This window comes from Streptomyces sp. NPDC007856, from assembly GCF_042868225.1.
Lineage (GTDB): Bacteria > Actinomycetota > Actinomycetes > Streptomycetales > Streptomycetaceae > Streptomyces.
The window spans coordinates 181,879-200,074 of the sequence record NZ_JBIAEC010000015.1 but is presented as its reverse complement, the minus strand read 5'-3'; the positions used below and the strand labels follow the sequence as shown (position 1 = coordinate 200,074).

The following is an 18,196-nucleotide window of genomic DNA, read 5'->3' as shown; positions in this document are numbered from 1 at the left end:
TCCCCATCGATGAAGGCGCCGCCCCGGTCAGTGAGTGTGTTCCGCACGGCGCCACGGCCTGGAAGCCGGACAGGCCCTGGCAGTCCCCCGCGCCGGTCGGCCTACGGCCGCAGGCCCGCCAGGGTGACGGCCACGAGCCGCCGCACCGCTGCCCTGGACGGCAGGTCACCGGCCCCTGCGAGGGCATGCAGACAGAATCCGGCCAGTTCGTCCGTACTGACGTCGCCCCGAACCTCGCCCGCTTCCGCCGCCTCGGCCAACAGGCCCCGTACGAAGCGACGGAGATGCTGCTCGGCATGTGCCACATGGTCGCCTCGGTGCAGGAGCGCAGAGAACTCCGCTCCGTGGCCGTGCCGCTGTTGCTGAATGAGCGCGTAGGCCTCCAGGACCGCGGCGAGCCGTTCGCCAGGCGTGCCGGCGCGGTCACGCAGTTCAGCGAGTTGATCGAGGTGCCCGGCGATCTGGCGCTCGTGCCAGGCCATCATGATCGACTCGACGTCCGGGAAGTACTTGTACAGCGTGGCCCGGCCGATGCCGCTCTGCTCGGCGATCCGGGACATCGTCACCCCGCGCAGACCCTGCTCGGCCACGAGTGCGGCCGTGGTCTCCAGCACCGCTTCCCGGACGGCGCGGCGATGCTCTTCGATCGTCTCGTTCCACAGCTTCGGCACGACGTCAGTGTACGCGGCGACGATATCGATACATTCCGCTTCCACCCAGACATCGTGTCTCGATAACTGCCGCACCCACGTGCAGGACGCCCGGGTGCGGCGCCGGGGCGGGCGCTTTCGCGGTGGCCGGGCGATGCTTAGGAGCGAGGAGCCCTGCGAGCAGGCCGGGAGGCGCGGCCAGGTGATAGCCGTCAATCCGCTGAACAGCGCCTCGGTGCTGGCCGCCTTCGGCGCGATCGGCGTCCTGGTGGTGATCTTCGCGGAGTCCGGTCTGCTGGTCGTCGGCTTCTTCCTGCCCGGTGACACCCTGCTGTTCCCGGCCGGTGTGCTGTGCGCCGGAAGTGCGCAGCAGCCGCCCCGGCTGGCGTTGTGGCAGGTGCTGCTGTGCGCGGCGGTCGGGGCGGTGGTGGGCGGGCAGGTCGGGTATCTGATCGGGCGGCACGGCGGACGGGCGCTGCTGGCCCGCACCTCCAGCAGCCGGGTGAAGGCGGCGGCCGCCCGGGCCGAGGAGCTGCTGGCCCGCTACGGCCACGGGAAGGCGCTGGTCATCGGCCGGTTCGTGCCGTTGCTGCGGACGGTGCTGCACCCCGTGGCCGGTGTCCTCGGGGTGCCCGTTCGGACCTTCACGCTCTGGCAGACCGTGGGCGGGGTGCTGTGGTCGCAACTGCTCGTTCTCGCCGGTTACAGCCTCGGTACGTCGGTCCCGCATCTCGAGGACTATCTGCTGCCGCTGGTCGCCGTGGTCGTCGCCCTGTCGATGCTGCCCCTCCTGTTCGAGGCCCGCCGCGCCCGCCGCGACAGCCGCGGCAGCCGTTGAGAGTGCCACGCTGTGGCACTCAGCCCACCGCCCCCCGGTACGTGACCCGGCCCCCGACGAGCGTGAGCAGTACCGGCAGTTCCGCCAGGTCGGTGTCGGCCACCTTCAGCGGGTCGTCGGCCAGCACCGTCAGGTCGCCCGGTGACCGATGGCGAGCCTGCCCGCCCGGCCCTCCTCCCCCGCGGCCCAAGCGGGGTTCCAGGTACGGCGTACGCGGCAACCGCGGCAACCGCGGCAACCGGGTCAACAACGCGGTCACCGGCTGGATGATCTCCGTCAGCTACTTCGCGCTGAACCCGGCCGCGGCGGCGACGGCGGCCTTCTCGCTGGTCGCCCGGACCGGTCTGCCGGTGAACACCGCGGTGAAGGCCGTCGTCGTGGTGCTGATCGCGGCGATCACCCTCGCCATCAGCGTCTGGGGCCATGCCGCGATCATCCGGCTCCATGTGCCGATCGCCCTCGCCATGACCGCCGTCTTCGCCGTGGTCGGCTTCGTGGTGGTGCGGCACACCGACTTCGGTTACGTCCCGGACCGGCCGCTGACCGGCACCGCCCTGTGGGCGACCCTGCCGGCCGGTGTCGCCCTCATCGCCTCGGGGCCGCTGTCGTACACCACCAGCGCGGACTTCTCCCCGTACCTGCCCCGCACCGTGTCCGCCAAGGCGGTGGCCGGCTGGACGGCGTTCGGCGGCTTTCTGTCCAGCGTCCTGGTCTGCGGCATCGGCGCGCTCGCCGCGACCGCCGTGGACATGAACGACCCGGAGTCCTCGCTCCAGCGGCTGTTCCCCGGCTGGTTCCGCCCACTGTTCCTGCTCGCGCTGGTCCTCGGCACCGGCGCCCTCAACGCGCTGACCGCCTACAGCGCCGGTCTCGTCCTCCAGGCCGTCGGCCTGCGCATCCGGCGCTCCCGCAGTGTGCTCGTCGACGGCACCGTCTCCGTCGCCCTGACCCGGTACGCGCTGCTCGTCTCGGACTTCCTCGACGCCGTCGGCAATGTGCTGCAGCTGACCGTGGTCCTGCTCGGCCCGAGCACGGCCGGCTACGCCACCGACATCCTGCTGCGCCGCAACCGCTAGACGGCCTCGCCCTCGGCGACGAGTCCCGCACCGGGCCCTTCTGGTACTCGGGCGGGTTCAACTGGGCGGGAGCGCTGGCACTCGGGGCGGGCGTGGCCGCCTCCGCGGTGTGCGTCGACACCGCCTGCACGGGGCCCGTGGCCGCCGCCCTGGGCGGCATCGACCTGGCCCTGCCGGCGGGCCTGATCGTGTCCTCGGCCGTGTACGCGCTGCTGGCGCGCAGGCTCCGCGTCACCGGGTGAGACACCGCCCGCGGGCTTACACCTCGCCGAGGAAGCCGCGGTCGGCCGGGCCCAGCTGCCGGGCAGAGTCGGCGGCCACGCCGAGGACCTCCCGCATCGCCACCGCCCGCCGGCTGGTCGCGGCGAGATCCCGGTGCGCCTCCTCGGTCCACGGGGGCGGAAAGACGGTGATGCCCTGCCCGAGGTCGAGGGCCGCCGCCTCCTCGCGCCGGCCCGGCCGGCGCAGGCCGTCGTAGCACGTCTCCAGCCGGTCGAAGGGCGGGGGATGCATGGGCTTGGCTCATCCTCTCAGCCGGCCGCAGGGCTACTCTGGCGTCTCCCGCACCAGCCGATCGACCAGTGGAGCCGCGAGATGCCTGTACGCCGTGTCGTGCCCGTCCTCCAGTCGGCCGCGCTGCCGCAGAGCGCCGAGTTCTATGGGGCGCTGGGGTTGCAGGAGGTCATGAACCACGGCTGGATCATGACGCTGGCCTCCGCGGAGAACCCTGCCGTGCAGCTCAGCCTGATGACCGAGGACCGCACCGCGCCCGTCGCCCCGGACCTGAGCATCGAGGTCGAGGACGTCGACGCGGCGTACGCCGCGATGCGGGACCGCGGCGCGGAGATCGTGCACCCGCTGACGGACGAGGAGTGGGGCGTACGACGGTTCTTCGTGCGGGATCCGGGCGGCCGGGTGGTGAACGTGCTCAGCCATCGCTGACCCCGGTCGGCCGGGCCGACGAGGCGTTCTGGACGGCCCGGTGACGATCCGTGAGACTGGGCCGGGTCCGACCTCCCGCGCACCGGCCCTTCAGGAGGGTGACCCATGGCTGAGGAAGCCCCGCGCGTCGAACTCACTCCCGAGGCCGCGGACCTGGTGCGGCGGCTGCACGCCGAGCACGGTCCGCTGATGTTCCACCAGTCCGGCGGCTGCTGCGACGGCAGCGCGCCCATGTGCTACCCGGACGGCGAGTTCCGCACCGGCGGCTCGGACGTGCTGCTGGCGGAGCTGACGGTGGACGGTGTGGCCGAGCCCGTCACCTTCTGGATGTCCCGGAGCCAGTACCTGGCCTGGAGCCACACCCGGCTGATCGTGGACGTGGTACCCGGACGGGGCAGCGGTTTCTCGCTGGAGGCACCCGAGGGGGTGCGTTTTCTCACTCGTTCTCGCGTAGTCGACGCCTAGTCGGCCCGCCGCTCGCCGCCCTCTGGTCCACTGCCCCGTACGACCCGTACGACAACCCGTACGGCAGGGGCAGTTGACGAGACATCAGGGGGCATGGTGATCAGACGTCACAGGCGTTCGGCAGCGGGCAGAACGGTTGTCACGGCGTTCGGTGTACTGGCCGGTGCGGCCCTGGCGGGAGCGGCACCGGCCGGCGCCGTCCCGGACGGCAAGCGGATCGCGCCCGGCATCACCTACCGGCAGTTCGACGTCAAGGCGGCCGCGGGCCCGGCACACGCCCATCTGCTCACGGTCGACCTGGCCGATCCGCATGTCCGCGTGGACCTGCTGTACCCGGGCGCGGTGGCGGCCCGGGCCACCGTCTCCCGGATGGCGGACTCGGCCGGGGCGGTCGCGGGGGTCAACGGTGACTTCTTCGACATCACGGAGACCCAGCATCCGGGCGTGGCGGCCACCGGCGCGAGCGTGGGACCGGCGATCGCGGACGGGCACGTGCTCAAGGCGGCGGTGCCGAACGGCCAGCGCTTCGGGCCCGCGCTGCCGCCGGACACCAGCACGCGGGACGTCTTCGGTGTGGGCACCGACCGGCGGGCCCGGCTGGACCGCCTCTCCCTCTCCGGCAGCGTGCACACACCGGACGGCACGATCCCGCTGAAGGGCCTCAACCAGTACGCGCTCCCGGAGAACTCCGTCGGCGCCTTCACCGCACGCTGGGGCAGCGTCTCCCGGATGCGCGCCGTGTGCGGCACCGACGCCCAGCGGTCGGCGCCATGCAGCAAGGACACCTACGAGGTGAGGGTGCGGGGCGGCCGGGTGGTCTCCGCCTCCGACATCCCGGGCAGCGGCCCGATCCCGGCGGGCACCACGGTCCTGTTGGGCCGCGAGGAGGGTGCGCAGCGGCTGCGCAAGCTCTCCGTCGGGGATGCGGTGAGCGTGACGCACCGGCTGGTGGCGGCCTCGTCCGGGGTGCCGTACGCCTTCGCGATCGGCGGCTTCCCGGTCCTTGAGCACGGCCAGGCGCTGTCCGGCCTGGACGACCGCACCTCGGCGGTGCGCACGGTCGTGGGCTTCAAGGGCGGCGGACGGCAACTGCTGATCCTGGCGCTCGACGGAGCCGCCGAGTACCGGACCGGTATGACGGTCGCGGAGGAGGCCGACACCATGCGCTCGCTGGGCGCGTCCGCCGCGTTCAACCTCGACGGCGGCGGCTCGACGGAGCTGGTCACCCGCGACGACGGGGCGAGCGCCGTGACGGTCCGCAACCATCCGAGCGGTGGCGCCGAGCGTGCGGTCGCGAACGGCATCGGGGTCTTCTCGGCCGGCTGATCTCAGGGCCGCAGACCGCTCACCAGGTCGGCGGTCGTCATGAGCCCGCTGTGGATGGTGGGCGCCATGCTCGTGCCGGCCAGGAAGAAGCCGAGCAGCATGCAGACCAGGGCGTGGGAGATCTTCAGCGAGCAGTTGCGGATGAAGATCACGGCCAGGATCAGGAGCAGCACGACCGCAGAGACGGGAATGATCACCAGGAACCTCCTCCGCCACGCCCCTTGGGTGGCGTTTCGGCCGCAAGTGTGGCGTAGCGGAGGGTTCGTCCGGGCGGCTGACGTGTCCCCCGAACGTGTGGTGTTACGCGGCGGGGCGGGCGTCGAGGAAGTTCTCCAGGCCGGCCAGGTCGTCGGTGTTGAGGTAGTCGACGCCGGCGGCGAGCAGTTCCGTCCACAGGGCGTCGCGGGCCGGGCCCGCGGCGTCCGGGGTGGCCCAGAACCGCACCTGCTGCCCGCGCGCGTGCGCGGCGGCGGTGATGTTCCGCAGCCTCTGCCGCTCGGCGTCGGGGAACGCGCCCTCGCCCGACCAGGTGAAGTTCTGCGTCCAGTTGTCGCTGATCAGCGAGATGAAGGTGGCCGGGGCGGTGCTGCCGAGGTCGGTGAGCCGGCCGTCGTAGAAGGCGCGCCGCTCGTCCTGCGCCTCCATGGGGATACGGGCGGCGCGGTCACCGGAGATGACGGCGGTGACCGGCCCGGGGTGCACCCGGCCGTGCGCGTACCGGGTGAACAGGTGCGGGTAGCGGCGCAGATGGCGGTCGAGTTCGAGGTAGGTCGACGAGCCCTCGGTCTTGATGTCGATCAGGAGCTGCAGCGGCCTGCGCCATCCCCGGTACACCGAACCGTGCTCGGCCCGGACCCGGGCGGCGAGCGGGCCGAGGTAGAGGGATTCGAGGGTGCGGGACGGGTCCAGCTCGGAGCTGTCGTGCCCGATGAGGAGCTGGTCGCCGACGAGGAAGATGTCGGCCTCGACACTGTTGAAGCGGTGGTCGAGCGCGTCGAACAGCGGCCGGGGATGCTCGTAGTCGTTGTGGGCGTGGGCGTTCCACAGCGGGTGCGGACCGCGCTGTGCGGTGCCCGCCCTGGCCTGCGACGCGGGCAGGGCGACCGCGCCGGCGAGGGCGGCGCCGAGGGTGGTGAGGGCTCTGCGACGGGTGGTGAGGGCCATGCTCTGCCTCCCTTGAGGTGCCGGATGGGACCGAAGGGAGTATGCGAGGCCTCACCGCCGAAGAGGCCTTCTCTCGCTGGGAGTTGGTGCGCTGTTCACTTCTGCGGAGCACGCACACGGAATAGCCCGCCCCAGGTGGGGCGGGCTTCACCCGGGTTGGGTCAGGGTGCCTGGAGGTCGACCAGTCCGGCCAGCGCCTCGCGGTGGGCACCGGCCGTGCCGTAGGCGATCGAGTCCGCCTTGGCCCGCTTCAGATACAGGTGGATCGGGTGTTCCCAGGTCATCCCGATGCCGCCGTGCAGCTGCAGCGCCTCCTCGGCGGCGTGGACGGCGACCGGGGCGGCATAGGCCTGGGCAACGGCGACCGAGACATCCGTGTCCGCGCCGGAGGCCAGCGCGTCGGCCGCGGCACGGGCGGCCGCCCGCAGGTTGACGACCTCCAGCCACAGCTGCGCGAGCCGGTGCTTGAGCGCCTGGAAGCCACCGACCGGCCGGTTGAACTGCTTGCGCTCCTTGAGATAGCGCACGGTCTCGGTCAACGCCCAGTCGGCGACACCGAGTTGCTCGGAGGCGAGCAGTCCGGCGGCGGCGCGCAGGGCGCGGCGTACGGCGGGTTCGGCGGCGCCGATACGCCGGCCGGGCGCGCCGTCCAGCCGTACCGTCGCCAGCGGCCGGGTCAGGTCGAGGGAGATCTGCGGGGTGACGGTCGCGGCGTCCGCGGCCACGGCGTACAGGCCGCCGTCCTCGGCCGGGACGAGCAGGACGTCGGCCACGGCCGCGTCGGCGATGCCCGCCAACTCCCCGTGCAGAGTGCCGCTCTCCAGTCGTACGGCCTTGAAGTCGGCGCCCGGAGCCGAGTGCAGGCCGACCGCGAGGGCGCCGATGGTGCGCCCGGAGGCCAGCCGTCCCAGCAGCTCCTCGTCACCGCAGGCCAGCAGGGCCTCGGTGGCGACGACGGCGCTGGTGAGGTACGGGACGGGAGCGACCGCTCGCCCCAACTCCTCCAGGACGACGGCGACTTCGCGGGCGGAGGCGCCCTGCCCGCCCTGCTCCTCGGGCACCAGGAGCCCGGCCAGGCCCATGCCCTCGGCGAGGGACTTCCACAGGGCGAGGTCGTGCGGAGTGCCCGACTCGACGCGGGCGATGACGTCCGCGGGCGGGCAGTGGTCCGTGAGGAGGTCGCGGACGGCGGCGCGCAGCGCCTCTTCCTCCTCGGAGTACAGCAGGTCCGGCGCTTTTGTCATCGGGCCAGGTCCTTCCAGGCGACGTCCTTGTCGGTGCGCGGCTCGGCGGGCAGGCCGAGGACCCGCTCAGCGACGATGTTCAGCAGGACCTCGCTGGTCCCGCCCTCGATGCTGTTGCCCTTGGAACGCAGGTAGCGGTAGCCGGCGTCACGGCCGGTGAAGTCGACCAGCTCGGGGCGGCGCATGGTCCAGTCGTCGTACAACAGACCTTCCTCGCCGCGGAGTTCGACCTCCAGGCCGCTGATCTCCTGGTTGAGGCGGGCGAAGGCGAGCTTCATGCCGGAGCCCTCGTACCCGGGCTGGCCGGCGACGAGCTGCTGGCGCAGGCGTTCGGCGGTGAGGCGGGAGACCTCGGCCTCGACCCACAGCTTCAGCAGGCGCTGGTGCAGTTCGTGGGTGCGCAGCTCGGGGCGTTCGCGCCAGGTCCTGGCGACCGGGCCGATCATGCCGCCCTCGCGGGGCAGCCGCATGCCGCCGATGGCCACGCGTTCGTTGTTGAGCGTGGTCTGGGCGACCCGCCAGCCGTTGCCGACCTCGCCGAGGCGGCGGGAGTCGGGGATGCGGACGTCGGTGAGGAAGACCTCGTTGAACTCGGCCTCGCCGGTGATCTGGCGCAGCGGCCGGACCTCGACGCCGGGGTCGGTCATGTCGCAGAGGAAGTAGGTGATGCCGGCGTGCTTGGGCACGCTCGGGTCGGTGCGGGCGATGAGGATGGCCCAGCGGGCGTTGTGCGCGCCGGACGTCCACACCTTCTGCCCGTTGACGACCCAGGTGTCGCCTTCCCGCACGGCCCGGGTGCCGAGGGCGGCCAGGTCGGAGCCGGCGCCGGGCTCGCTGAACAGCTGGCACCAGACCTCCTCCCCCGTCCACAGCGGCCGCAGATAGCGCTGCTTCTGCTCCTCCGTGCCGTACTTCAGGATGGTCGGCGCTGCCATGCCGAGCCCGATGCCGTTGCGGCGTGAGTCGTTGTCGGGGGCACCCGCGGCCTCCAGCTCGGCGTCCACGACGGCCTGGAGGTGACGGGGCGCGCCCAGTCCCCCGAGGCCCTCCGGGTAGTGCACCCAGGCGAGGCCGGCGTCGAAGCGGGCCCTGAGGAAGTCGAGGCGGTCGGTGCTCGCCGGGGGATGCTGGGTCAGCAACTCTCGTGTGCGGCGGCGCAGTTCTTCGGCGTCGGTCATGCTGCTCCCTCCATCACGACGGCGATCCGGCCGGTGGAGCGGCCGTCCGCCACCTTCTGCACGGCCGCGGCCGCCCCGCTCAGCGGCACCCGCTCGCTCACCAGCGGCTTGATCGCGCCCCGGGCGGCCAGCTCGGTCAGCTCCTCGTGGCAGCGCAGGATGAGCTTCGGGTTCTTGGTGGCGTACAGGCCCCAGTGCAGGCCGAGGATCGAGTAGTTCTTCACCAGCGCGTGGTTGAGGGCCGGGCTGGGGATGGTGCCGCTCGCGAAGCCGACCACGACGATCCGGCCCTCGAAGGCGACGAGCTTGGCGGACTGGGTGTAGGCCTCGCCGCCCACCGGGTCGTAGATCACGTCCGCGCCCCGGCCGCCGGTGGCCTCCTTCACGGCCGCGATCACGTCCTCGGAGCGGCGGTCGACCACCACGTCACAGCCCAGCTCGCGGGCCACGGCGGCCTTGTCCGCGCCGCCGACGACACCGATCACGGTGGCCCCGGCCGCCTTGCCGAGCTGGACGGCCGCGCTGCCGACACCGCCGGCGGCGGCGTGCACCAGCAGGGTCTCGCCCGCCTCCAGGTGGGCCCGGCGGTGCAGGCCGAACCAGCCGGTCTGGTAGCCGATGTGCAGCGCGGCGGCCTCGGCGTCGTCCAGCGCCTCGGGGGCCGGCAGCAGGGCGCGGGCGTCGGCGAGGGCGTACTCGGCGAAACCGCCGTACGGCAGCGCGGGGTTGGCGATCACCCGGCGGCCGTCCTCGGTCTCGCCGCAGATCTCCACGCCGGGCGTGAACGGCAGCGGCGGGCGCACCTGGTACTGGCCCCGGCACAGCAGCGCGTCCGGGAAGTTGATGTTGGCAGCGCGCACACGCAGCAGCACCTGGCCGTCTGCGGGCACGGGCCGCTCCACCTCCGCCAGGCGCATCACCTCGCTCGGCTCGCCGTTCTCGTGCACTTGCCATGCCTGCATGCGGGGCCTCCACGGGACTGCTTCGTCTGACCGGGTCCGATCGCATACTAAGCGGTCGCTTGCCGATCAGGGAACAGTCAGCCGTATCACTTCCGCCTGGGCCGTGCCCGTACGTGCATCCGCTCGCCCTGCGGCCCGAACAGACTGAGGAACTCCACCGGCCCCTCCCCCGTCGACCCGAACCAGTGCGGCACGCGCGTGTCGAACTCGGCGGCCTCCCCCGCCGACAGCACCACGTCGTGTTCCCCGAGGACCAGCCGCAGCCGGCCGGAGAGCACATACAGCCACTCGTAGCCCTCGTGGGTGCGCGGGTCAGGATCCTGCTTCCGCTGCGGTTCGAGCACCTTGAAGGCCTGCAGGCCGCCGGGCTGGCGGGTCAGCGGCCAGTGGGTGCGCCCGCCCCGCACGATCGGCTCGGACCGCACCCGCGGGTCCCCCACCGGCGGCGCGCCGACCAGCTCGTCCAGCGGCACCTGGTGGGCCTGCGCGATCGGCAGCAGCAGTTCGAGACTGGGCTTGCGCAGGCCGGACTCCAGCCGGGAGAGGGTGCTGACCGAGATGCCGGTGGCCTCGGAGAGCGTGGCCAGGGTCACCTCCCGTTCCTTGCGGATGCGGCGCAGCCGGGCGCCCACTTCGGCCAGTACGTCGTCCGTGCTCATGACGACCATTGCAGGAACGGCAAATACGTTTGTCAATGCCGCAGCCGCCGAGCGACCGTCGCGGCATGACCCGGAACACCGAGAACAACAGGTACGAAGCAGTCGTCGTCGGTGGTGGGGCCGCCGGGCTGTCCGCCGCGCTGGTCCTCGGCCGCGCCCGGCGCCGCACGCTGGTCGTGGACGCGGGCGAGCCGCGCAACACGCCGTCCGCGCACATGCAGGGCTATCTCTCCCGGGACGGCATGTCCCCGGCCGAGTTCCTGGCGATCGGCCGCGAGGAGATCGCCCGTTACGGGGTGGAGCTGGTGCGGGACCGGGTCGTGGACGCGGCCAGGAACGAGGACTTCACCGTCGTCCTCGCGAGCGGAGGGACGGTCCGCGCCCGGCAGCTGGTGATCGCCACGGGCCTGAAGGACGAGCTGCCGGACGTCCCCGGACTGGCCGAGCGGTTCGGCCGGGACGTGGTGCACTGCCCGTACTGCCACGGCTGGGAGGCCCGCGACCTGCCGACCGGGGTGCTCGCGGCCTCGCCGCTGAGCGTGCACCAGGCGCTGATGGTCACCCAGTGGTCCAAGGACGTGCGGTTCTTCCTGCACGGGGTGGGCGAGTCGGAGCTGACGGACGAAGACCTGCGCCGGCTGGCCGCCGCCGGGGTCACGGTCGTACCCGGGAGGGTCGCGGGACTCCTCGTCGCCGAGGACCGGCTCACCGGGATCCGGCTCGAGGACGGCACGGTCCACGACCGGGAGGTCCTGTACGCCGCCCCGCGCGCCGTACCGAACAACCACCTGCTGGTTCGGCTGGGCGCCGAGCTGCGCGAGACGCCGTTCGGTGCCTACCCGGTGATCGACGAGCGGGGCCTGACGACCGTGCCCGGCCTGTGGGCGGCGGGCAACGCGAGCGGCTTCGCCGAGCAGGTGATCAACGCGGCGAGCCGGGGATACCGGGCGGGGGCCGCGATCAACGGGGAGCTGCTGATGGCCGACCTCGACTCCGTCCGGGTGTAACCGCCGCTCCCCCGGTGCACGATGACTGCATGCTGCTGACCCGGCTCGCCCAGGTGTCCCGGGAGGTCGCCGCGACGGCGGCCCGGTCCCGCAAGACTGCGCTGCTCGCCGAGTTGTTCCGGGAGGCGGAGGCGGACGACGTGCCGATCGTCATCCCGTACCTGGCCGGACGGCTGCCGCAGGGCCGGCTCGGCGTCGGCTGGAAGGTGCTGAGCCGGCCCGTGCCGCCGGCCGACGAGCCCAGTCTCACGGTGCGCGAGGTCGACGTCCTGCTCAGCGAGCTGGGCGAGGTGTCGGGGCCGGGCTCGCAGGCACAGCGGGTCCGGCTCGTCGGCGAGCTGATGGGCGCGGCCACCGAGGAGGAGCAGCGTTTCCTGCTCGGCCTGCTCACCGGCGAGGTGCGGCAGGGCGCGCTGGACGCGGTCGCCGTGGAAGGCCTCGCCCAGGCGACCGGCGCCGACCCGGCCGCCGTCCGCCGCGCGGTGATGCTCGCCGGGTCGCTCCAGACGGTCGCCCAGGCCCTGCTCGCCGAGGGGTCCGGGGCACTGGAGAGGTTCCGGCTCACCGTGGGGCGCCCGGTGCTGCCGATGCTGGCGCACAGCGCGTCCTCCGTGGCCGAGGCCGTGGAGAAGCTCGGCGCCTGCGCGGTGGAGGAGAAGCTGGACGGCATCCGGGTGCAGGTCCACCGGGACGGTGAGACGGTCCGGGTGCACACCCGCACCCTGGACGACATCACCGACCGGCTGCCCGAAGTGACCGCCGCCGCACGGGAGTTGCCAGGCGAGCGGTTCATCCTGGACGGCGAGGTGATCTCCTTCGACGCGGCCGGACGGCCCCGGTCCTTCCAGGAGACGGCGGGCCGGGTCGGCTCCCGGACGGACGTGACGAGGGCGGCCGGGGAGACCCCGGTCTCCCCCGTCTTCTTCGACGTCCTGTCGGTCGACGGCACCGATCTGCTGGACCTGCCCTTCGCCGAGCGGCACGTGGAGCTGGCCCGGCTGGTGCCCGAGCCGATGCGGGTGCGCCGGACGGTCGCCTCCGGGCCGGGGGACATCGCGGAGGCGGAACGCTTCCTCGCCGATACCCTGGCCCGCGGCCACGAGGGCGTGGTGGTGAAGGCGCTGGACGCTCCGTACAGCGCGGGCCGGCGTGGCGCCGCCTGGCTGAAGGTCAAGCCCGTGCACACCCTCGACCTGGTGGTGCTGGCCGCCGAGTGGGGCCACGGCCGGCGCACGGGCAGGCTCTCCAACCTCCACCTCGGCGCCCGCAACCCCGACGGCGGCTTCGCCATGCTCGGCAAGACCTTCAAGGGCATGACCGACGCGATGCTCGCCTGGCAGACCGAGCGGCTGCAGCAGCTCGCCGTGGAGGACAACGGCTGGGTGGTCCGGGTCCGCCCCGAACTCGTCGTGGAGATCGCCTACGACGGCCTCCAGCGCTCCTCCCGCTACCCGGCCGGCGTCACCCTGCGCTTCGCCCGCGTGGTCCGCTACCGCGAGGACAAACGGCCCGAGGAGGCCGATACCGTGGAGGCCCTGCTGGCGGCCCACCCGGAGGTCAAGCCGTGACGGTGCGTGCGACGAAGCGCAGCGCGGGACTGCTGTTGTTCCGGCATACCGATGAGGGACTGGAGGTATTGCTGGGCCATATGGGTGGTCCGCTCTGGGCGAAGAAGGACGCCGGTGCGTGGACCGTCCCCAAGGGCGAGTACGAACCCGACGAGCCCGCCTGGGAGGCCGCCCGGCGCGAGTTCCAGGAGGAGCTGGGAGTGGCGCCGCCCGACGGGAAGGCCGTACCGCTGGGCGAGGTGGCGCAGAAGAACGGCAAGGTCGTCACGGCCTGGGCCGTCGAGGCGGACCCGGACCTGAGCGGCTTCAGCCCCGGCACCTTCACCATGGAGTGGCCGCCGCGCTCCGGCCGGGTGCGGGAGTTCCCGGAACTGGACCGCGTGGCGTGGCTCGGCCTGGACCGGGCCCGGGAGCTGATCATCACGGCGCAGACCGCGTTTCTCGACCGGCTGGCGGAGCACTCGGCCTGAAGGGACGCCACGCGTTGCGTACGGCCGTACTGCGCGCGAAGGTCTAAGCAAGCCCGCTCCCAGGGAGGTCAGCCATGCCCATCGCGACGGTGAACCCGGCGAACGGCGAGACGCTCAAGACGTACGAGCCCATGGGCGAGGAAGAGCTGGAACGCCGGCTCCAGCTCGCCGAGGCCACGTTCCGCACCTACCGGACGATGTCGTTCGTCGACCGTGGCCGGCTGCTGCTGCAGGCCGCCGATCTGCTGGACGAGGATCAGCAGGAGGTCGCCAGGGTGATGACCACCGAGATGGGCAAGCCGATCAGGCAGGCCCGTGCGGAGGCCGCGAAGTGCGCCAAGGCGATGCGCTGGTACGCCGAACGCGCCGAGGGACTGCTGGCCGACGAGGAGCCCGCCGAGTCGGACGTGAAGGACTCCGGCGCCTCCCGGGTCCGGGTGCGGTACCGGCCGATGGGGCCCGTCCTCGCGGTGATGCCCTGGAACTTCCCGCTCTGGCAGGTGATCCGGTTCGCCGCGCCCGCGCTCATGGCGGGCAACGTGGGTCTGCTCAAGCACGCCTCCAACGTCCCCCAGACGGCGCTGTACCTGGAGGACCTGTTCCACCGGGCGGGCTTCACGGAGGGCTGCTTCCAGACGCTGCTGATCGGCTCGGGGGCGGTCGACGACATCCTCCGGGACGAACGGGTGAAGGCCGCGACGCTGACCGGCAGCGAGCCGGCGGGCCGGGCGGTGGCCTCCACCTGCGGGGAGATGATCAAGAAGACGGTGTTGGAGCTGGGCGGCAGCGACCCGTACGTCGTGATGCCCTCCGCCGACCTGGACCGGGCGGCCGAGGTGGCGGTCACCGCTCGCGTGCAGAACAACGGGCAGTCCTGCATCGCCGCCAAGCGGTTCATCGTGCACACGGACGTCTACGACGCCTTCGCCGAGAAGTTCGTCGCGGGCATGAAGGCGCTCAAGGTCGGTGACCCGCTGGAGGAGGACACCGAGGTCGGGCCGCTCTCCAGCGAGCAGGGGCGGAAGGATCTGGAGGAGCTGGTCGACGACGCCAGGCGCACCGGGGCCGAGGTGCTGTGCGGCGGCGAGCGGCCGGACGGGCCGGGTTGGTACTACCCGCCGACCGTGCTGGCCGGGATCACCCGCGAGATGCGCATCCACCGGGAGGAGGCGTTCGGACCGGTCGCCACGCTGTACCGGGCCGGCGACCTGGACGAGGCGCTGCTCATCGCCAACGACTCGCTGTTCGGGCTGAGTTCCAATGTGTGGACGCGGGACGAGAGCGAGGTGGAGCGGTTCACGCGCGACCTGGAGGCCGGTTCGGTGTACGTCAACGGGATGACGGCCTCCCATCCGGCGTTCCCGTTCGGCGGGGTCAAGCGGTCCGGGTACGGGCGTGAGCTGTCCGGGCACGGAATCCGCGAGTTCTGCAACATCACCACGGTTTGGCAGGGTGCGTGAGCGCTGCGCGGCTACCATCCCCTTTTGTGACCCGCGAAGTGACCCTGCCTCTGATCGTCGACGACCGCGGTACCTTGCAGGTGTCTGCGGCCGACGTGAGTAAGTTGCTGCGGACCGTGGGCGGGCGATGGCTGCGGCTCGTCGAGGCGGGGGAGCCGGGGTTGGACGAGGACACGGTTGCTGCGCTGACCATCGAGCTGGCCAAGCTGGCCGATCGCATTGACGTGGCGTGCATCGCGCACAGCAGTGGAGCGCCTTAGGCCGGCGAAGTCCGGAACATTCACTGGAAGCCCGCTTCAGGCATTCGTCCGAGGAAACCGTAGTGCGTGCGCCGGCCCGCCGCGATGCGGGCGCGATGACCGCCCCAGGCGGAGAAGTTCGCCGTGAGGGCCAGAACGGCGTCCGCCGGGGAGGGGTTGAGGGCCGGCCAGGAGACGTGGGCGGGGTAGGCCTGGCAGCCCGCCAGGGGGACGTATGTCCGGGAGCGGTCCTCGGTGACGCCGCAGGCCCGGGCGAAGGCGGACAGGTGCTGTGCGGCCGGTTCCTGGCCCGTCGCGAGCGTGGTGAAGAAGGCCCCCGAGCCGGGGTCGGCGCGCTGGGCCGGATGCGCGAAGGAGCGGCGGTCGACGGGGATCACCCACCGCTGTGCCAGGGCCAGGCGGGCGAGCGTCCTGGTGGTCGTCTCCGGCGGATCCCCGGCCGATGCCGTCATGGTGTGCCCCCTCCCGCGGACGTGCGGTTTCCTACCGACCCTGACTCGGGTGTCCCCGGTCTGGAGTAGTTCGGCGCGAGATCGCCGCCGGGTCGAGTGATCGTGGGTGGACCACCTCCTGAGGTGAACGACCCTCTGACCGGCGGGCGCAGGCCTTCCGGAAGGCTGAAAGCAGGCACGGTTCATGGCGACTTTGTGCAGACCAACGGTGTCGGTGCCGGAGCACGTGATCACGATGGAGGAGACGCTGGAACTGGCGCGGTCGCGTCACTCGGACCACCCCCAACTGCCGCTCGCACTGCGGTTGATCGAGAACACGGGGGTGAAGACGCGGCACATAGTGCAGCCCATCGAGGAGACCCTCAAGCACCCCGGGTTCGAGGAGCGCAACAAGCTCTACGAGGCCGAGGCCAAGGCCCGGGTCCCCGCGGTGATCCAGCGCGCACTCGACGACGCGGAACTCCTGACCTCCGACATCGACGTGATCGTCTACGTCTCGTGCACGGGCTTCATGATGCCCTCGCTCACGGCGTGGCTGATCAACGAGATGGACTTCGACTCGACCACCCGACAGCTCCCCATAGCCCAGCTGGGCTGTGCGGCCGGCGGCGCGGCGATCAACCGCGCGCACGACTTCTGCACGGCCTACCCCGACGCCAACGCGCTGATAGTGGCCTGCGAGTTCTGCTCGCTGTGCTACCAGCCCACCGACCTGGGCGTGGGCTCGCTGCTCTCCAACGGCCTGTTCGGTGACGGCATAGCCGCCGCCGTGGTCCGCGGCAAGGGCGGCACCGGTGTCGAGCTGGAACGCAACGGCTCGTACCTGATCCCGAAGACCGAAGAGTGGATCATGTACGACGTCCGGGCGACCGGATTCCACTTCCTGCTCGACAAACGGGTGCCCGCCACCATGGAGCCGCTGGCCCCGGCGCTGCAGGACCTCGCGGGCATGCACGGCTGGGACGCGTCCGACCTGGACTTCTACATCGTCCACGCCGGCGGCCCGCGCATCCTCGACGACCTCAGCAAGTTCCTCCAGGTCGACCCGCACGCCTTCCGGTTCAGCCGGGCCACCCTCACCGAGTACGGCAACATCGCCTCCGGCGTCGTGCTGGACGCGCTGCGCCGGATGTTCGACGAGGGCGGCGCCGAGCACCGGGCGCGCGGGCTCCTCGCCGGGTTCGGACCCGGCATCACCGCGGAAATGACGCTGGGCCGCTGGCGCAGCTGAAGACCGAGAGACGGCTTGAGTACGGCATGACCGAAGAGACACTCACCGAGACCCTGCCCCCGATCCGGCACTGGCCGGCGCTCGACCTGACCGGGACGGACTTCGACCCGGTGCTGAGAGAGCTCATGCGCGAAGGACCGGTCACCCGCATCCAGCTGCCCAACGGCGAGGGCTGGGCCTGGCTGGTGACCCGGATGGACGACGTGCGCATGGTGACCAACGACCCCCGTTTCAGCCGCGAGGAGGTCATGAAGAAGCCGGTCACCCGGCTGGCCCCGCACTTCATCCCCGACCCGGGCGCGGTCGGCTTCCTCGACCCGCCCGACCACACCCGGCTGCGCCGCTCGGTGGCGGCCGCCTTCACCGCGAAGGGCGTGGAGCGGGTACGGGAGAAGGCCCGCGCCATGCTGGACGAACTGGTCGACGAACTCCTCCAGGACGGACCGCCCGCCGATCTCACGGCGACGATCCTCAGCCCCTTCCCGATCGCGGTGATCTGCGAAATGATGGGCGTCCCGGCCGCCGACCGGCACACCATGCACACCTGGACCCAGCTCATCCTGTCCTCCTCCAACGGCAAGGAGATCAGCGAGAAGGCCAAACGGGAGATGGCCGCCTACTTCTCGGACCTGATCGGGCTGCGCGAGAACAGCACGGCCGAGGACGTCGCCTCACTGCTCGGCGCCGCGGTGGGTCGGGGCGAGGTCACCCTGGAGGAGGCCGTCGGACTGGCCGGTCTCCTCCAGATCGGTGGCGAGGCGGTCACCAACAACAGCGGGCAGATGTTCTATCTGCTGCTGACCCGCCCCGACCTGGTGGAGCTGCTGCGCGCGCAGCCGGAGATCCGCCCCAGGGCGATCGACGAGCTCCTGCGCTGGATTCCGCACCGCAACGCGGTCGGCCTGTCCCGGATCGCCCTGGAGGACGTGGAGATCCGGGGTGTGCGGATCCGCGCGGGCGACGCGGTGTACAACTCCTACCTGGCCGCCAACCGCGACCCGGAGGTGTTCCCCGACCCGGACACCATCGACTTCTCCCGCAGCCCGAACCCGCACGTCTCGTTCGGCTTCGGCCCGCACTTCTGCCCCGGCAACATGCTGGCCCGGCTGGAGGAGGAACTCATGGTGGACGCCCTGCTGGACCGGATTCCGGGCCTGCGGCTGGCCGTGGCGCCGGAGAAGGTGCCCTTCAAGAAGGGCGCGCTGATCCGGGGTCCCGAGGCCCTTCCGGTGACCTGGTGAGTG

General features: G+C 71.9%; 21 protein-coding genes and 1 pseudogene. 12 read left to right on the top strand and 10 right to left on the bottom strand.

Annotated features, from left to right (window positions below; translation table 11 throughout):
• Positions 1-101 precede the first annotated feature (101 nt).
• Entirely contained in the window at positions 102-671 is a 570-nt protein-coding gene (locus ACFYOH_RS32130; RefSeq protein ID WP_388632857.1) for a TetR/AcrR family transcriptional regulator, read from the bottom strand.
• A 181-nt stretch (positions 672-852) separates the two neighbouring features.
• Here ACFYOH_RS32130 and ACFYOH_RS32125 point away from each other — a divergent pair, with 181 nt between their 5' ends.
• A complete protein-coding gene (locus tag ACFYOH_RS32125) occupies positions 853-1,488 on the top strand; it encodes a DedA family protein (RefSeq protein WP_388632987.1) in 636 nt (211 codons plus the stop codon).
• A 19-nt stretch (positions 1,489-1,507) separates the two neighbouring features.
• Here ACFYOH_RS32125 and ACFYOH_RS32120 read toward each other — a convergent pair whose 3' ends face one another.
• A complete protein-coding gene (locus ACFYOH_RS32120) occupies positions 1,508-1,747 on the bottom strand; it encodes a hypothetical protein (RefSeq protein ID WP_388633002.1) in 240 nt (79 codons plus the stop codon).
• Between ACFYOH_RS32120 and ACFYOH_RS32115 the strand changes: the two are divergent.
• Positions 1,710-2,806, top strand: a pseudogene (locus tag ACFYOH_RS32115) (cytosine permease); the annotation flags it as partial. The gene ACFYOH_RS32120 and the pseudogene ACFYOH_RS32115 overlap by 38 nt on opposite strands.
• 16 nt (positions 2,807-2,822) lie before the next feature.
• Here the strand turns inward: ACFYOH_RS32115 and ACFYOH_RS32110 are convergent.
• Complete coding sequence (locus tag ACFYOH_RS32110; RefSeq protein ID WP_388632854.1) at positions 2,823-3,077, bottom strand: DUF2625 family protein; 255 nt, start codon at positions 3,075-3,077, stop codon at positions 2,823-2,825.
• An 81-nt stretch (positions 3,078-3,158) separates the two neighbouring features.
• Between ACFYOH_RS32110 and ACFYOH_RS32105 the strand changes: the two genes are divergently transcribed.
• The 3 genes from ACFYOH_RS32105 to ACFYOH_RS32095 all read left to right on the top strand — a co-directional run bounded on the left by ACFYOH_RS32105 (position 3,159) and on the right by ACFYOH_RS32095 (position 5,297).
• Positions 3,159-3,506 (top strand): VOC family protein, encoded by a 348-nt coding sequence (locus ACFYOH_RS32105; RefSeq protein ID WP_388632851.1) that lies wholly within the window; start codon positions 3,159-3,161, stop codon positions 3,504-3,506.
• Positions 3,507-3,611: 105 nt separating this feature from the next.
• On the top strand, positions 3,612-3,971 hold the full coding sequence (locus ACFYOH_RS32100; protein WP_388632847.1) for a DUF779 domain-containing protein: 360 nt from the start codon (positions 3,612-3,614) through the stop codon (positions 3,969-3,971).
• A 93-nt stretch (positions 3,972-4,064) separates the two neighbouring features.
• Positions 4,065-5,297, top strand: a complete 1,233-nt coding sequence (locus ACFYOH_RS32095) for a phosphodiester glycosidase family protein (RefSeq protein ID WP_388632845.1) — start codon at positions 4,065-4,067, stop codon at positions 5,295-5,297.
• A gap of 2 nt (positions 5,298-5,299) precedes the next feature.
• Here the strand turns inward: ACFYOH_RS32095 and ACFYOH_RS32090 are convergent, their stop codons facing one another.
• From ACFYOH_RS32090 to ACFYOH_RS32065, 6 genes are all read right to left on the bottom strand, one after another.
• Positions 5,300-5,488 (bottom strand): hypothetical protein, encoded by a 189-nt coding sequence (locus ACFYOH_RS32090; protein WP_388632984.1) that lies wholly within the window; start codon positions 5,486-5,488, stop codon positions 5,300-5,302.
• A gap of 109 nt (positions 5,489-5,597) precedes the next feature.
• Complete coding sequence (locus tag ACFYOH_RS32085; RefSeq protein WP_388632842.1) at positions 5,598-6,461, bottom strand: phosphatidylinositol-specific phospholipase C/glycerophosphodiester phosphodiesterase family protein; 864 nt, start codon at positions 6,459-6,461, stop codon at positions 5,598-5,600.
• Positions 6,462-6,622: 161 nt separating this feature from the next.
• The gene (locus ACFYOH_RS32080) at positions 6,623-7,705 is read right to left on the bottom strand and encodes an acyl-CoA dehydrogenase family protein (RefSeq protein ID WP_388632839.1); all 1,083 of its coding nucleotides are present in this window, start codon (positions 7,703-7,705) and stop codon (positions 6,623-6,625) included.
• A complete protein-coding gene (locus ACFYOH_RS32075) occupies positions 7,702-8,883 on the bottom strand; it encodes an acyl-CoA dehydrogenase family protein (RefSeq protein ID WP_388632837.1) in 1,182 nt (393 codons plus the stop codon). Before ACFYOH_RS32075 ends, ACFYOH_RS32080 begins: the two co-directional genes overlap by 4 nt.
• A complete protein-coding gene (locus ACFYOH_RS32070; protein ID WP_388632834.1) occupies positions 8,880-9,845 on the bottom strand; it encodes an NADPH:quinone oxidoreductase family protein in 966 nt (321 codons plus the stop codon). Before ACFYOH_RS32070 ends, ACFYOH_RS32075 begins: the two co-directional genes overlap by 4 nt.
• An 86-nt stretch (positions 9,846-9,931) precedes the next feature.
• Positions 9,932-10,504, bottom strand: a complete 573-nt coding sequence (locus ACFYOH_RS32065) for a helix-turn-helix domain-containing protein (RefSeq protein ID WP_388632832.1) — start codon at positions 10,502-10,504, stop codon at positions 9,932-9,934.
• A 65-nt stretch (positions 10,505-10,569) separates the two neighbouring features.
• On the opposite strand from ACFYOH_RS32065, the gene ACFYOH_RS32060 reads away from it, so the two are divergent.
• The 5 genes from ACFYOH_RS32060 to ACFYOH_RS32040 all read left to right on the top strand — a co-directional run bounded on the left by ACFYOH_RS32060 (position 10,570) and on the right by ACFYOH_RS32040 (position 15,269).
• A complete protein-coding gene (locus tag ACFYOH_RS32060) occupies positions 10,570-11,511 on the top strand; it encodes an NAD(P)/FAD-dependent oxidoreductase (protein WP_388632829.1) in 942 nt (313 codons plus the stop codon).
• Positions 11,512-11,540: 29 nt separating this feature from the next.
• A complete protein-coding gene (locus ACFYOH_RS32055; protein ID WP_388632827.1) occupies positions 11,541-13,079 on the top strand; it encodes an ATP-dependent DNA ligase in 1,539 nt (512 codons plus the stop codon).
• Positions 13,076-13,549, top strand: a complete 474-nt coding sequence (locus ACFYOH_RS32050; protein WP_388632824.1) for an NUDIX domain-containing protein — start codon at positions 13,076-13,078, stop codon at positions 13,547-13,549. Before ACFYOH_RS32055 ends, ACFYOH_RS32050 begins: the two co-directional genes overlap by 4 nt.
• 74 nt (positions 13,550-13,623) lie before the next feature.
• Positions 13,624-15,009 carry an NADP-dependent succinic semialdehyde dehydrogenase gene (locus tag ACFYOH_RS32045; protein WP_388632822.1) on the top strand — a complete coding sequence of 462 codons (1,386 nt, stop codon included), beginning with the start codon at positions 13,624-13,626 and terminating at the stop codon, positions 15,007-15,009.
• A 26-nt stretch (positions 15,010-15,035) separates the two neighbouring features.
• On the top strand, positions 15,036-15,269 hold the full coding sequence (locus tag ACFYOH_RS32040; RefSeq protein WP_388632819.1) for a DUF6213 family protein: 234 nt from the start codon (positions 15,036-15,038) through the stop codon (positions 15,267-15,269).
• Between the two features lie 20 nt (positions 15,270-15,289).
• Here ACFYOH_RS32040 and ACFYOH_RS32035 read toward each other — a convergent pair whose 3' ends face one another.
• A complete protein-coding gene (locus tag ACFYOH_RS32035) occupies positions 15,290-15,721 on the bottom strand; it encodes a hypothetical protein (RefSeq protein WP_388632817.1) in 432 nt (143 codons plus the stop codon).
• A 184-nt stretch (positions 15,722-15,905) separates the two neighbouring features.
• Between ACFYOH_RS32035 and ACFYOH_RS32030 the strand changes: the two genes are divergently transcribed.
• Together ACFYOH_RS32030 and ACFYOH_RS32025 are read left to right on the top strand one after the other, a co-directional pair.
• Positions 15,906-16,952 carry a type III polyketide synthase gene (locus ACFYOH_RS32030; protein ID WP_388632814.1) on the top strand — a complete coding sequence of 349 codons (1,047 nt, stop codon included), beginning with the start codon at positions 15,906-15,908 and terminating at the stop codon, positions 16,950-16,952.
• Positions 16,953-16,978: 26 nt separating this feature from the next.
• A complete protein-coding gene (locus tag ACFYOH_RS32025; protein WP_388632811.1) occupies positions 16,979-18,193 on the top strand; it encodes a cytochrome P450 in 1,215 nt (404 codons plus the stop codon).
• Positions 18,194-18,196 lie beyond the last annotated feature (3 nt).